The 14,174-nt window shown below is 60.9% G+C and carries 12 protein-coding genes; 3 read left to right on the forward strand and 9 right to left on the reverse strand.

Annotated features, from left to right (window positions below):
- Positions 1-210: 210 nt before the first annotated feature.
- Both ASB65_RS15395 and ASB65_RS15400 read right to left on the reverse strand, forming a co-directional pair.
- Entirely contained in the window at positions 211-906 is a 696-nt protein-coding gene (locus ASB65_RS15395; protein WP_060724537.1) for a tellurite resistance TerB family protein, read from the reverse strand.
- A gap of 108 nt (positions 907-1,014) precedes the next feature.
- Positions 1,015-1,653: a 2-dehydro-3-deoxy-phosphogluconate aldolase gene (locus ASB65_RS15400; RefSeq protein WP_003505453.1), complete on the reverse strand. Its 639-nt coding sequence runs from the start codon at positions 1,651-1,653 to the stop codon at positions 1,015-1,017.
- A 170-nt stretch (positions 1,654-1,823) separates the two neighbouring features.
- Here ASB65_RS15400 and ASB65_RS15405 point away from each other — a divergent pair, with 170 nt between their 5' ends.
- The 3 genes from ASB65_RS15405 to ASB65_RS15415 all read left to right on the forward strand — a co-directional run bounded on the left by ASB65_RS15405 (position 1,824) and on the right by ASB65_RS15415 (position 4,364).
- Complete coding sequence (locus ASB65_RS15405) at positions 1,824-2,312, forward strand: CYTH domain-containing protein (RefSeq protein ID WP_060724538.1); 489 nt, start codon at positions 1,824-1,826, stop codon at positions 2,310-2,312.
- Positions 2,296-3,204: a CHAD domain-containing protein gene (locus tag ASB65_RS15410; RefSeq protein WP_060724539.1), complete on the forward strand. Its 909-nt coding sequence runs from the start codon at positions 2,296-2,298 to the stop codon at positions 3,202-3,204. Before ASB65_RS15405 ends, ASB65_RS15410 begins: the two co-directional genes overlap by 17 nt.
- A gap of 215 nt (positions 3,205-3,419) precedes the next feature.
- On the forward strand, positions 3,420-4,364 hold the full coding sequence (locus ASB65_RS15415; protein WP_060724540.1) for a rhodanese-related sulfurtransferase: 945 nt from the start codon (positions 3,420-3,422) through the stop codon (positions 4,362-4,364).
- A 137-nt stretch (positions 4,365-4,501) separates the two neighbouring features.
- Here ASB65_RS15415 and ASB65_RS15420 read toward each other — a convergent pair whose 3' ends face one another.
- The 7 genes from ASB65_RS15420 to xylA form a co-directional block, all read right to left on the reverse strand.
- Positions 4,502-6,745, reverse strand: a complete 2,244-nt coding sequence (locus ASB65_RS15420; protein ID WP_060724541.1) for a bifunctional diguanylate cyclase/phosphodiesterase — start codon at positions 6,743-6,745, stop codon at positions 4,502-4,504.
- A gap of 197 nt (positions 6,746-6,942) precedes the next feature.
- Positions 6,943-7,722, reverse strand: a complete 780-nt coding sequence (locus tag ASB65_RS15425) for a MetQ/NlpA family ABC transporter substrate-binding protein (RefSeq protein WP_003505446.1) — start codon at positions 7,720-7,722, stop codon at positions 6,943-6,945.
- A gap of 33 nt (positions 7,723-7,755) precedes the next feature.
- Positions 7,756-8,424, reverse strand: a complete 669-nt coding sequence (locus ASB65_RS15430) for a methionine ABC transporter permease (RefSeq protein WP_060724542.1) — start codon at positions 8,422-8,424, stop codon at positions 7,756-7,758.
- Positions 8,414-9,454: a methionine ABC transporter ATP-binding protein gene (locus tag ASB65_RS15435; RefSeq protein WP_080868635.1), complete on the reverse strand. Its 1,041-nt coding sequence runs from the start codon at positions 9,452-9,454 to the stop codon at positions 8,414-8,416. Before ASB65_RS15435 ends, ASB65_RS15430 begins: the two co-directional genes overlap by 11 nt.
- A 368-nt stretch (positions 9,455-9,822) precedes the next feature.
- Entirely contained in the window at positions 9,823-10,452 is a 630-nt protein-coding gene (locus tag ASB65_RS15440) for an NAD(P)H-dependent oxidoreductase (RefSeq protein WP_020009083.1), read from the reverse strand.
- Positions 10,453-10,730: 278 nt separating this feature from the next.
- Entirely contained in the window at positions 10,731-12,110 is a 1,380-nt protein-coding gene (locus tag ASB65_RS15445) for a GH1 family beta-glucosidase (protein ID WP_060724544.1), read from the reverse strand.
- Between the two features lie 709 nt (positions 12,111-12,819).
- On the reverse strand, positions 12,820-14,130 hold the full coding sequence (gene xylA, locus ASB65_RS15455) for a xylose isomerase (RefSeq protein WP_060724546.1): 1,311 nt from the start codon (positions 14,128-14,130) through the stop codon (positions 12,820-12,822).
- Between the last annotated feature and the right edge of the window lie 44 nt (positions 14,131-14,174).

The raw sequence follows: 14,174 nt of genomic DNA on the forward strand, positions 1-14,174 counted from the left end.
GTATGGGGCGGGACTTGCCGCCGTAGTGGGTGGCGCTCACTCCCCTCTGCCCTGCCGGGCATCTCCCCCTCAAGGGGGAGATCAGCAGGAGGCTTTCCCGACGCTTCATTCTCAAACGTTGAGATTGTCGAGACCCAACCACAACTCGATCTCCCCCCTTGAGAGGGAGATGCCCGGCAGGGCAGAGGGGGTGAGCCCCAAACTCCTACCTCAAACCTTCGCCGCCATCACCGTCGCCTCGATATGGTCCACCAGCGCATCCGGCAATCCAAGCCGCCCGGCAAGAAGGTCGAGATACCCCCGCTCCGCCCGCGTATCAGCCTCGATGGCAAGGCGCGAGGCGGTATAAAGCTCCACCTTCTGCTCTTCCGTGCGGGCGGCGGCCACCAGCGCGTCGATGTCGAGCGGATCGGCCAGTTCCTTTTCCAGGAACCGCTCGGCTTCGTCATCGATGCCGGAGACCTGCACCTTGTCCATGATATTGGCGCGCTCCTTCTCATCGATATGACCATCCGCCTTGGCGGCGGCGATCATCGCCTGGATGAGCTTCAGCGCGAAATCATTGGAAAGGGCCGGCGATTGCGGGTGGAAGGCGGAATCTGTGGGCGGGGCGAGAAGCTCCGGCTCGGGTTTCGGCGCAGCTTCCGGGGCCTGTCCGGACTTGTAATTCTTGTAGGCGAGATAACCGAGGCCGGCGATCGCAGCCACACCGCCAATGGTGGCGACATTGCCGGCGAGCTTACGGCCGGTCTTGGTGCCCAGAATTGCGGCGGCGAGCGCACCGGCCTTCAGGGGATTGTTTTTGGCGATATCGGCGGCCTGCCCGGCTCTGTCACGGACGCTTCCCGAAAGGCCCGGCACCTGAGAGCCGAGGAATTGTTCAAGAAGCTTCTTGGCGTCGAACATCAAAATCTCCTGTAAAGGTCAAATCTACAGGGGAGATAGGAAGTCGTGGGCCGAATACAAATGTCAAACCCGCTCACGCCTTCGTGAACGGGTTTGACGGGACGCAAATCAGGCGCGCAGTGCCGCGGCTTCGGCAGCAAGCTTGGTGATGCCCGCCCAGTCGCCGGTCGCCACCAGTTCGCGCGGGGCAACCCAGGAACCGCCGACGCAGACGACGTTCGGCAGGGAGAGATAATCATTGGCGTTCTTGAGCGACACGCTGCCGGTCGGGCAGAACACGGTGCCGGCGAGCGGTGAAGACAGCGCCTTGAGGTAAGGTGCGCCGCCAGCCTGTTCGGCCGGGAAGAACTTCAGCACTTTATAACCCTCGTCGCGCAGCGCCATGACTTCGCTGGCTGTGGCCGCACCCGGAAGCAGCGGCACCTTGGAACCGCGCGCGGCTTCCAGCACGCTTTTATTGATGCCGGGGCTGACGATGAAGGTGGAGCCGGCTTCGGCCGCCGCTTCGAAATCCCGGGCGTTGAGAATGGTGCCGGCGCCGACATGCGCGCCTTCCACTTCCGCCGCAACCGCGCGGATGGCGTCGAGCGCCGCCGGCGTGCGCATGGTGATCTCGATCGCCTTCAGCCCGCCTGCGACCAAAGCGCGCGCCAAATGCACGGCGGAAGCGGCGTCATCCACGATCAGCACCGGCACGACCGGCTGGAGCTTGAGGATGGAGAGCAGTTTTTCGGAGTCCTGGGCCAAGATGAGCCTCCTTGCGCGTTTGAAACGATTGAAATTCCGTCTACGGATTAGCCTGCCTCGGCTTTCATGTCGAGGCGCGCCAGCCGCATTTTCATCCAGATACTTCAATCAATTCGCTTCATCATAATGTCATATTGCGATAATCTGCAGCACCAGTTCGCGGGGACAGCATGGCCAAGGAAATTGAACGGAAGTTTCTGGTTGCAGGCGGTGAATGGCGGAATGAGGTGACGCATAGCATGGCTTTCCGGCAGGCATATGTCGCCTCGATGGAAAACCGTTCGGTTCGGGTGAGGATCGTCGACCAGCGTGACGCGACCCTGACCATCAAGATCGGCGCCAGCGCCCTTGTCCGCGACGAATATGAATATTCCATACCCCTCAAGGATGCCGAAGAGCTGATGGCAAGCGCGCCGGGCGTGGTGATCGAGAAAACCCGCCACACCGTCAATCACGGCGGTTTCACTTGGGAGGTGGATGTTTTCGAAGGGAAATATCACGGGCTGGTCGTGGCGGAAGTGGAAATGCATGACGAGAATGCCGATCCCGCTCTACCGTCCTGGCTTGGCCGGGAAGTAACCGGAGACAAGCGCTTCTCCAACCAGTCGCTCGCCATGGACTGTCCGAATGGAGACCTGTCGGATGCCCTTCAGAATTGATCCGAAAAAGCCCTTCGACGACGAAATCCGTCGCGCCGGGCTGGAACTGATCGACGATACGATCACGATCCTGCGCGACCAGCCGTCGGGATCGCACGAGGCGGTGCATGACGCCCGCAAGCGGTTCAAGCGGCTGCGCGCCCTCTACCGCCTGATCCGCGAGGCGGCGCCGGATTTCGGCCGTGAGGAAAATGCCCGTATTCGCGATATCGCCCGCTCCCTCGCCTTTGCGCGGGATGCGACGGCGCTGGTGGAGACGGCGGAATATCTCGAGACCTTCGCGCGCTCGGACGCGCAGGGCGAAGCGTTGCGATCGATCACCGCGATGCTGCGCAAGCGCCGCGACGACGCCATAGAACATGAGGCCGGCCTCGACGAGGCCATTGCCGCCGCCATCGCCGGCTGCGAGGAAGCGCGCAGGAAGCTCGAGGCCCTGTCGCTGCCGGATGAGTTGAAAGACACCGCCCGGCTGATAAGAACCGCTTGGGCGAAACAGCGAAAAAGGGCGCGCAAGGCGCTCACCGATTGCCACGAGCAGGCCGACGTCGAACATTTCCACGAATTGCGCAAGGCCGGGCAGGCCTACTGGATGCATCTCGGCCTGATGCGCCGCCTCTGGCCTTCCGCCATGCGCGCCAAGCGGGCCGATACCAAGCGGCTGGTCGACATTCTTGGTCACGAGCACGATCTTTCGGTTCTTGCCGCCGTCGCCGACCGCGAGCCGGACCGTTTCGGCAATGGCGAGCGGCTGGCCCTGCTGCTCGACGCCATCATCCAGCGGCAGCAGGCGTTGCGCACGGAAGGCCTTGCGCTGGCAGGCGAGGTGTTTTCCGAATCCGCCAGCACCGAAAGCCGCATCATCGGCCTGCTGTGGCGGCGGGCGGCGAAGTAGCCCAAACTTCTCGTTCGGTGCTCCCTCACCTCCGTCATTCCGGCCTTGAGCCGGAATCCAGCCCGCCCAAGTCCTCGGGCTGAAAAGACTCTCTCCGCCGCGCCGACGCGCGTCGGCTGGAAGCCCCCAAACCCTCCCGATTTGACGATTTTCAAAATGCCCGGACCCGCTGATAAATATTGCTTTGCGGCCGCCGTCGCTGTATTTCAGCGCCCATGACCGACACGACCATTCCCCCCCGCCCGGACACCTCTGGTGATTTCCTTGTGGCCGCGCTTTATCATTTCGCCCGCCTGCCGCGGTTCGAGAGCCTGCGCGAGCCGTTGTTCGAGCTCTGCCAGAAGAACGGCGTCAAGGGCACGCTGCTGCTTGCCGCCGAAGGCATCAACGGCACCATTGCCGGGCCGGATGCGGGCATTCACGCCGTGCTCTCCTTCCTGCGCGCCCAGCCGGAATTTGCCGCGCTGGAACACAAGGAAAGCCGTGCCTCGCACATGCCCTTCGTGCGGCTGAAGGTGAAGCTCAAGAAAGAGATCGTCACCATGGGCGTGCCTGATATCGATCCGAACCGCATCGTCGGCACCTATGTCGCGCCGCGCAACCGGAACGAGCTGATCTCCGACCCTGACACAATCGTCATCGACACCCGCAACGATTACGAGACCGCCATCGGCGTTTTCAAGGGCGCGGTCGATCCGAAGACGAAAACCTTCCGCGAGTTTCCCGACTGGGTGAAGAACAATCCCGGCCTGCACAACAAGCCGAAGATCGCCATGTATTGCACCGGCGGCATTCGCTGCGAAAAGGCCACCGCCTTCATGAAGGAGCAGGGTTTCGACGAGGTCTATCACCTCAAGGGCGGCATCCTGAAGTATCTGGAAGAGGTGCCGGAAGAAGAAAGCCTGTGGGAAGGCGCCTGCTTCGTGTTCGACGAGCGTGTCTCCGTTGTCCACGGCCTTGCCGAAGGCGATCATGAGCTCTGCCACGCCTGCCGCAACCCGATCACGCCGGAAGTACGCCTGTCTCCCAAATTCGAGGAAGGCGTCTCCTGCCCGAGCTGCTACGACGACCGCAGCGAAGAGGACCGCCAGCGGTTCCGCGACCGGCAGCAGCAGATCGAACTGGCAAAGAAGCGCGGCGAACAGCATCTGGGGCGGTAAACCGGGTCAGCATCAGAATGCACAGGAGCCGGGTTTCGATTGAGCGGGTGCCGCGTATTTCTTCTCCCCGCCGGGGAGAATAAAATGGGCGGCACTCTCAGTTGATCAAGAATTGCTGAAAGACATCGGTGCGCCTCTCACGCCCCCGCTCTCAGAGCAAATAACGGCGCATCCTGCCCATCCAGCATGTCGGTAATCTCCTCGGCTGCGACCGGCCTCGAAAACAGGTAACCCTGCAATTCATCACAGCCGCACAGATGCAGGATGGCAGCCTGCTCTTCCGTTTCCACGCCTTCGGCCGTGACCGGAATATCGAGCGACTTCGCCAGCGCCACGGTGGCCTGCAGCATTTCCAGCGACCGGCCGCCCTTATCGAGCGCCATGATCAACGAACGATCGATCTTCATCCGGTCGAAACCGAAGCGGCGCAGATATCCGACACTGGCGAAGCCGGCGCCAAAATCGTCGAGCGCAATATGCAGGCCGAGCTGTTTCAGCTTGTCGATGGCCGCACTCGCCCGCTCCGGATGCTGGATGAAATAACCTTCCGTCATTTCCAGCCGCAGCCTTTCGGGCGGTGTCTGCGTCGCGTCAAGAATATCCGCGATATGGCCGGAGAAGGCCGGATTGCGGAACTGCACGGGAGAGATATTCACCGAGAGCTTGATGGACGGCCATTGCTGCGCCGTCTCGCAGGCCTTGTGCAGGACGAGAAGGCCGAGCCGGTCGATCAGCCCGCTGGTTTCGGCAGCGGCAATAAAGATATCCGGCGGCACGAAGCCATATCCCGGCCTCTGCCAGCGGGCCAGCGCCTCCACCCCGGTAATGCAGCGCGTGGCGGCGCTGACGACCGGCTGATAAACCACCTGTATCTCGTCGTTCAGGATGGCGGAGCGAAGATCGGCTTCGAGCTGCAGCTTTTCCTCGCGCAGCGCATCCATCTTCAGTTCATAGGAAACGTAACGCCCGCGTCCGTTTTCCTTGGCCTGATACATGGCCATATCGGCACGCCGCAGCAATTCCTCGCCATTGATATCGCCGGCGCGGGAAACCGAGGTGCCGATGCTGCAGCCGATGCTCGCCACCCTTTCACCGATGCTGAAAGGCTCGGTAAAGAGTTCGAGAAGCGCCAGACACAGTTTTCGGCCTTCCGACCAGACGTCGTTGCCCTGGATGGCAATGGCGAATTCGTCGCCGCCGAGCCGCGCCAGGACAGCGCCTTCCGGCACCAGCACCCTGAGCGCCGCGGCCACGCCCTTGATCAGCCGGTCGCCGGCGGCATGGCCGTAGGAATCGTTGATTTCCTTGAAGCCGTCGAGATCGAGATAGAGAAGCTTGATATCCGTCTTGTCGTGGCGGCCGTTGTCGACCATGCGGTTCAGTTTCGCAAAGAGACCCGCGCGGTTGCTGAGCCCGCTCAACCGGTCGCGCAGCGCTTCCTCCCGCGCTGCCGCCTCATCCGCTTTCAGCCGGTCCAGCGTGGCCGAACCGATGATGAGCAGCACGAGGAAAAACGTGCCGGCAATGCCAAGCGCGGTGAAGACCACCGGCCGCGCCTCATGAAAGCTGACATCCCCCGGCAGGTGCGAGCGCCAGACGAGCCGCGCCAGCACCTCGCCTAAGGGATTGACGATATCCACATGGTTGGCGGCAGGTCCGTCGCCATATCGCAGTTCCAGCCCCTCGATGACGTAGTTGCGGGCAAGCTTGTCCACCGTCGCCTGCTTGAGGTGACGGGCAAAAACCAGATAACGCCGCTCCGCATCAACCGGCGGCAGCGCCCCGGATTTCAGCCGCACGAGCGCGACACCGGCTGCAGCGATGCCATCGCCGGTTTTGACGAAACCCGTGACCTGCGAGGGGATGCCGGGACGCATGGAACGCACGCGATCGATCATTTCCTTAAGGCCGCCGGCGAAATAGGCGTTTGGCCTCCATGTCGCCGGCTTGCCGTTCTGATAGGCCATGCGGACCCTGTCGTCCTCGTCGATGATCACGGCAGTATCGAAAAGATCGTTATTGATCGTCATCTCGCCGTAATTGCTCGCCACCCAGTCAAAACGATCAGGGGCATAGACATATTCGGCGGCATCATCCCAGGCGGCGTAATCATTCAGCGTTGCGCCGAGCTGTTCGCGAAAGGTGACGAGAGCACCCGCCGTCGTCTCGCGCGAACGGGCATTATCGAGCGAATTCGCCTTTTCACGCACCTGACTGAGGGCGGACAGGACCAGCGCGGTGACGATGAGAAGCACCAGCGCGAAGGTGGACAATACGACGCCCACGGCGGTTCTGCGCCCGACCGGCAAATAGTCCCCAATGTTGCGCGGCGCAATCCGCATAAAATCCCCTTCGAAAGCATCATCTTCCGAAGGAAACATTCAGAAGCCGTTAAACCGCATCGTGGCTCCGCCCCAAAAAAACACGGGTATAAAACGACAGTCCGGCAGCGACTCTGAAAAATTCTTCCCTGAAATGCCCCGGGCTTTTCATGGAACACGGATTTGCGCCCGCCCGGAAACAAAAAACCTCCCCCGCGAACGGGAGAGGTTGTCATTTTTTACAGTGCCGGAGCGGCTTACCAGGACGGGATGACCGTGCCGTTGTACTTTTCCAGAATGAAGGCCTTCACTTCCGGGCTCTGGTAGGATTCCACCAGCGTCTTCACCCAGGGCTTGTCCTTGTCCTGCGCACGAACGGCGATGACATTCGCGTAAGGGGACTTTTCGCTTTCGATGGCGATGGCGTCCTTCTTCGGGTTCAGGCCGGCTGCCGTCGCATAGTTGGTGTTGATGACCGAAGCGTCGGTGTCATCAAGCGAGCGCGGCAGCTGGGCGGCGTCAAGTTCGACGATCTGGATGTTCTTCGGGTTTTCGGTGATGTCGGCAGGCGTCACCTTCAGGCCGGCTTCTTCCTTGACCTTGAGAACGCCCTTGGAAGCGAGAACCAGCAGTGCGCGGCCGCCATTGGTCGGGTCGTTCGGAATGCCGACGGTTGCGCCGTCCTTCAGCTCGTCAAGGCTCTTCACCTTCTTCGAATAAACGCCCATCGGGGTGGTGATGGTGGTGCCAACGCTGACGAGATCGAACTTGCGGTCAGCGATCTGGTTGTCGAGGTAAGGCTGGTGCTGGAAGGAGTTGGCCTGCAGCTCGCCATCGGCCAGCGCCTGGTTCGGCACGACATAGTCGGAGAATTCGATGATATCGATATCGAGGCCCTTGGCGGCCGCGATCTTCTTCACCTGCTCCATGATCTGCGCGTGCTCGGCGGGAGTGACGCCGATCTTGATGGTCTCGGCCAGCGCCTGACCGGCGGTGAAGAGAGCGGCGAGCGAAGCCGCGAGGATGAGTTTCTTCATGGGTGTCTCCTTGGGTTGTTATTATGAACGCAGTTAATTCTTGCGGGTCCGCTTGTCGAAGCTGCGCGCCAGCCTGTCGCCGGCGCTCTGCACCAGCTGCACCAGCACGATCAGCACCAGAACCACCGCCAGCATCACGTCGGGCATGAAGCGCTGGTAACCATAGCGGATGCCGAGGTCGCCCAGCCCGCCGCCTCCGCCTGCGCCAACCATGGCCGAATAACCGATGAGGCTGACCAGCGTGAGCGTGAGCGCCAGCGTGATGCCGGGCTTGGCCTCCGCCAGAAGCACCTTTGTGACGATCTGCAGCGGGGTGGCGCCCATGGCGCGGGCAGCCTCGATCAGACCCTTGTCCACCTCGCGGATCGCCGCTTCCACCAGCCTTGCGATGAAGGGCACGGTTGCGACCGTCAGCGGCACGATGGCGGCGCTGGTGCCGATCGACGTGCCGGCCACGAGGCGGGTGAAGGGAATGATCGCCACGACAAGAATGATGAAGGGCGTGGAGCGCGCCGCATTCACGATAAGGCCGAGGATGCGGTTGGTCATTGGCGCGGGAAACAGTTCGCCCTTGCCGCTGGTGGCAAGGAAAACACCCATAGGCACGCCGATCAGCGAGCCGACGATGCCGGCGACCGCGACCATGTGCAACGTCTGCCACAGGCCCTTGAAGAGAAGGTTGAACAGCATATCAGGCGACATAACCGAGCACCTCCGTGTGAAGACCGGTCTCACCATAAAAGCGATCGGCGCGGGCGGTGACGTCAGCCGAGGCCGGATAGGAAACGACGAGCGAACCGAAGGGCTGGCCGGAAATCTCCTCGATGGTACCGGCGAGAATATTCACATCAGGACCAATTTCGGCGACGAGGCGCGCCGTCAATGGCTGGAACGCCGTTTCGCCGAAGAACACCAGGCGCACCAGAACGCGATCACCTTCCGCTGCCTGCGGCTTGAGACCCGAAGTGACCCAGTGCGGCAGCTTCACGCCAACTGAGGACGACAGCAGGCTGCGGGTCGTCTCGTGTTTAGGCGCGGTGAAGATATCGAAGGTCGTGCCTTCCTCGACGATCAGGCCCCTGTCGATAACAGCCACCTGCGAGGCGATGGTCTTCACCACCTCCATCTCATGGGTGATGAGCAGCACGGTCAGGCCCAGTTCGGCATTGATGCGCTTCAGAAGTTCAAGAATGGACTGGGTCGTTTCAGGATCGAGCGCCGATGTCGCCTCGTCGGAGAGGAGCAGCTTCGGCTGGGTGGCGAGCGCACGGGCAATGCCGACACGCTGCTTCTGGCCGCCGGAGAGTTCCGCCGGATAACGATTGGCCTTGTCGGAAAGCCCGACGAGATCAAGCAGCGGCGCAACGCGGGTTTCGATCTCCCTTTTGCCCATGCCGGCGATTTCGAGCGGCAGCGCCACATTGTCGAAAGCGGTACGCGACGACAAAAGGTTGAAGTGCTGGAAGATCATGCCGACGGAACGGCGCAGCGTGCGCAGGCTCTTTTCATCGAGCGCCGCGACATCGACGCCATCAACGACCACACGGCCGGTCGAGGGCTTCTCAAGGCCGTTGGCGAGGCGGATCAGCGTGGACTTGCCCGCACCCGAGCGGCCGATGATGCCGGTGATGGAGCCTTTCGGCACGATGTAATCGATACCGGCAAGGGCTGCGAAGCCGGGCTTGCCGTCGGCGCCGCCAAAGGTCTTGGTCACGCCTTCAAACGTGACCATCGGCTCCTTTGCCGCCCCTTCCGGGACCGCCTGTTCTGAACGCGCGGGCGATGCCGCACTGGATGGAAAACTCATTGTGAACTCTGGGAATGCGTGACGGATCGGGTCTCAAAAAATCCTGTTGCGGTGCTGAACCGCTCTCTTCATGCAGCCTTCGGGCACATTCGATTACAGCTGATTTTCCGGGTCATTTCGTCAGGCTTTCACTCAGAAATGCCGGGGATCGGCAATTCGATGACGCATACTTGCCTGCACACGCCACCATTTAACAGGGATGTTTTTTCAATTATCTGAAAAGAGAGAAAAAATCTACCGCAAAGCCGCGTGTGCGGCCCTGCGGCAGTCAAGATTTCACGACGATATGAAAATCACACGCGGCTGGTGAATTCCTCGAGCGGGCGGCGGACCTTTTTCAGGTTCACCAGCCAGTCGCCTTCCGGTTCACGGTAGCCGAGCGGCAGAATGGTGACGGAGCGCAGACCCTTTTCACGCAGGCCGAGGATTTCATCGAGCTTCGCGGGATCGAAACCTTCCATGGGGGTGGAATCGACGCCCTCGAAAGCGGCCTGCGCCACGGCCATGCCGAAGCCGATATAGGCCTGACGGGCGGCGTGTTCGAAATTCACCTGCTGCTCGCGCTGCGGATAGGTGGAGAGCAGCATCTGGCGATAGGCTTCCCAGCCTTCATTCTTGATGCCGCGTTCTTCATTGACCAGATCGAACATGTGGTTGATCCGCTCTTCGGTGTAATTGTCCCATGCTGCAAAGACCAGCAGATGCGAACCATCGGTCACCTGCGCCTGGTTCCAGGCGATCTCGCGGATCTTTGCGCGCACTTCAGGATCGGTAACAACGATCACTTCGAAGGGCTGCAGACCACTGGAGGTGGGCGCAAGCCGCGCCGCTTCCACGATCCGTTCAACCTTGTCTTCAGACACGGCCTTGGAAGGATCCATTTTCTTTGTGGCATAACGCCAGTTGAGTTTTTCGATAAGCATGTTCGTTTTCCCTGGGAGGACCATCCCGCTCTGCCCCTTGACCGGCAGAACGGACGCTACGCCGTCGTAGCCCGCCTGACATAGGAGACGGGACGGCGCGTGCAAGCAGGCACCGCGCGGTAACCGGTAAAAAAGTTGGGAAAACTGATAATAAGGGAGCAGAACTTTATTGCAGAGAGCGGTGACGCATCGCCTGCTACCGGATACGGCGCGTAAAGTTCATGCACGCCTGCCCCCAACCCTCATTCCTGTGCTCGTCACAGGGATGGGAGGAAGCCTCACCCCTTCGTCATGCCATGGTTCCCCTTCGGAAAACCCGAGGCCAGCGCGCTGTACCACTTGCCGCTGTTCTTCAGCGTCCGCACCTGCGTGTCGTAATCCACATGCACGAGACCGAAACGCATGCGATAACCCTCGGCCCATTCGAAATTATCCATCAGGCTCCAGGCGAAATAACCGCGCATCGGGTAGCCGTCGCGGATGAGATCGGCGACGATGCCGAGGTGTTCGGCATAATAATCAAGGCGCGGCTGGTCATTCACCTCGCCGTTTTCGACGTCCATATTGTAGCAGGCGCCGTTTTCGGTGATGTAGCATTCCGGCAGGTCGTAACGCTTGTAGAGCGTCTCCACCAGCGACTTGAGCGCCGGCGCGTAGACCTCCCAGCCGATATCGGTCTTCACATCGCTGACGGCGGGGGCCGCTGTAGTGGCGGGGAACTCCGCGCCCGGCGTCGCATCGTCGGCAACGCGCATCGGCGTGTAATAGTTCAGACCCCACCAGTCGAGCTTCTGGCTGATGATGGCGAGGTCTTCCGCCTCCACGACAGGCATACGATCGCCCAACGCTTCCATCATCTCGGCCGGATATTCGCCCTTGAAGACAGGATCGAAAAACGCGCCGTTGTGGAACTGGAAGGCCCGCTCCGCCGCCTTGAGATCGGCGTCGCTATCGGAAGCCGGGATGACGGAATGGGCGTTGAGCACCAGCCCCACCGGCACTTTCGGCGCGATATGGCGGGATGCCTCCACACCGAAACCATGGGCGAGATTGATGTGGTGCATGGCGGCAAGAGCCGCCTCCATGTTGCGTTCACCCGGCGCATGAATGCCGTAGAGATGGCTGAGCCATACCGCGCACCAGGGTTCGTTGAAGGTCGCCACCGCATCCAGCCGGTCGCCGAGGCGGGCCATGACGGTCTTGGCGTAACGCTGGAAGGCGTGCGCCGTGGAGCGCGAGGCCCAGCCGCCGTCGCCCATCAGCGTCAGCGGCAGGTCCCAATGATAAAGCGTCGCATAGGTTCTGATGCCGCGCGCCTTGCAGCCATCAACGAGGCGGTCGTAAAAATCCAGCCCCTTTTCGTTGATCGGGCCGAAACCATCGGGAATGATGCGCGGCCAGGCGATCGAGAAACGATAGGCCTCGACACCCATGTCCTTGATGAGATCGAGATCCTGCTCCCAGCGATTGTAATGATCGCAGGCGACATCACCATTGTGACGCTCGAAGACATGGCCCGGCATGTTGCAGAAGGCATCCCAGATGGAGGGCTTGCGGCCATCCGCCCTGGTGGAGCCTTCGATCTGGAACGAGGCAGTCGCGACGCCGAACAGGAAGTCGCCGGGGAAACGGGCTGCTAGCGTTTTGGGATCGGTCATCGGAGAGGCCCTTGTCGTCCATCGGGTGTGAAAAGATCAGCAGCGGTTTAGACCATGCCGCCTGCGAGGTACAGCCGGGCAGCAAAGAATCTACAACGTTTCAGGCTGCGCAGTTAACAAGTCCAAAGCGCCTTGCATGCGCCAATGCCGCCGCAGCGGTTTGCCGGCGGCGCAAGACATCGACCCGGCGAATGCGGGGGAAATGGGAAGTGGTGGAAGTTGTTGCGTTCACCGGGCCGCCGCATCGGGACCGCGATCGCGGCCCCTCGGTCACAGTCTTTTCACGACACCTATCCGATCAGCCCTTCCCGCCTCTGGCCCGGCGGGATGCCTTTCAAAAATACGGTCTGCCAGAACCATGCTTGTCGATGCCGGCAGCCGGTTCGCGAAAGGCGCCGCGCGTCTCGCCCTTCCGTTCCGATTGAGGGAGAATGATGCGGCGGAAATGGCTGATGGGGACGGACGGGAACGTATTTTCTGGAAGCTGCTGAAAAGTGAAGAGCGGTGGCGGAAAGCCTTCCCCGCTTTGGGTGGATAACGGAGAGCATGTCCCCTCATACGATCTTTAGGGCCTGCCTTGCTCCATACGTAACGTCATCCTCGGGCTTGGCCCGAGGATGACGTTACGTGTGTCGTGACGGCGATCGCAACCCGAAACGGCGAAAGCGGGAGATGTTCTCCCGCTTCCTTTTGAGAATCTATGACCTCGTCAAACGTAACGATTGACCACGTTTTCGAGATATTCCTGACGACCGGATTTCGGCTCGGGGTTGATATCCTGGCTCTCGACCAGCGCTGCGATTTCCTCGAGCTTCAGCTCGCCGCGCAGCATCTTCTGGGCTTCAGCCGAATCCCACTTGGCGTAACGCTCGGAAAGCGGCTTCGAAAGCGCACCGTCCTCGATCATCTTCGCCGCCGCCTTCAGGCCGCGGGCGCAGCAATCCATGCCGCCGATGTGGCCGATCAGCAGATCCTGCGGATCGAGCGACTGACGGCGCAGCTTGGAATCGAAGTTGGTGCCGCCATTCTTGAAGCCGCCGCCGGCCAGAACATGGTAATAGGCAAGCGCCATTTCCGGCACGTTGTTCGGGAACTGGTCGGTATCCCAACCGGACTGGTAATCGTTGCGGTTCATGTCGATGGAGCCGAAGATGCCGAAGGCGTTGGCCATGGCCAGTTCGTGCTCGAAGGAATGGCCGGCGAGGATGGCGTGGCCCTGCTCGATATTGACCTTCACTTCCTTATCGAGACCGTTCTTCTGCAGGAAAGCATAAACGGTCGCGACATCGTAGTCGTACTGATGCTTGGTCGGCTCCTGCGGCTTCGGCTCGATCAGGATCGTGCCTTCAAAGCCGATCTTGTATTTGTACTCCACCACCAGATTGAGGAAGCGGCCGAGCTGGTCGAGTTCACGCGAAAGATCGGTGTTGAGCAGGGTCTCGTAACCTTCACGGCCGCCCCACAAAACATAGTTCGCGCCGCCGAGCTTCTTGGTGGCGTCCATGCAGGTCTTCACGGTTGCGGCGGAGAAGGCGAAGACATCCGGATCGGGATTGGTGGCGGCGCCGGACATGAAACGGCGATTGGAGAAGAGGTTCGCCGTGCCCCACAGAAGCTTCACGCCGGTATCGGCCTGCTTCTGCGCGAAATAATCGACGATCTCGTTGAGGTTCTTGGTGTTTTCAGCGAAGTTCTTGCCTTCCGGGCGCACATCGGCGTCGTGGAAGCAATAAAACGGCGAACCGAGCAGCGAGAAGAATTCGAAAGCCACATCTGCCTTCAGTTTTGCCGCCTGCATGGTGTCTTCGAACCACGGACGCTCAAAGGTCTGGCCGCCGAAGGGGTCACCGCCCGGCCAGGTAAAGGTGTGCCAATAGGCGACCGCAAAACGCAGGTGATCTTCCATGCGCTTGCCGGCGACGACTTCGTCGGGGTTGTAATGGCGGAAGGCCAGCGGATTGGTGCTGTCGGGGCCTTCATATTTGATCTTGGCGATATCGCCGAAAAAACCTGTGGTCATGGTGATCCTCCTCTTGGGGTGGGTTTGGGTGTTGTTCGGGATGT

Origin of the sequence: Agrobacterium tumefaciens str. B6 (assembly GCF_001541315.1) — a bacterium.
Taxonomy (GTDB): Bacteria; Pseudomonadota; Alphaproteobacteria; order Rhizobiales; family Rhizobiaceae; genus Agrobacterium; species Agrobacterium radiobacter.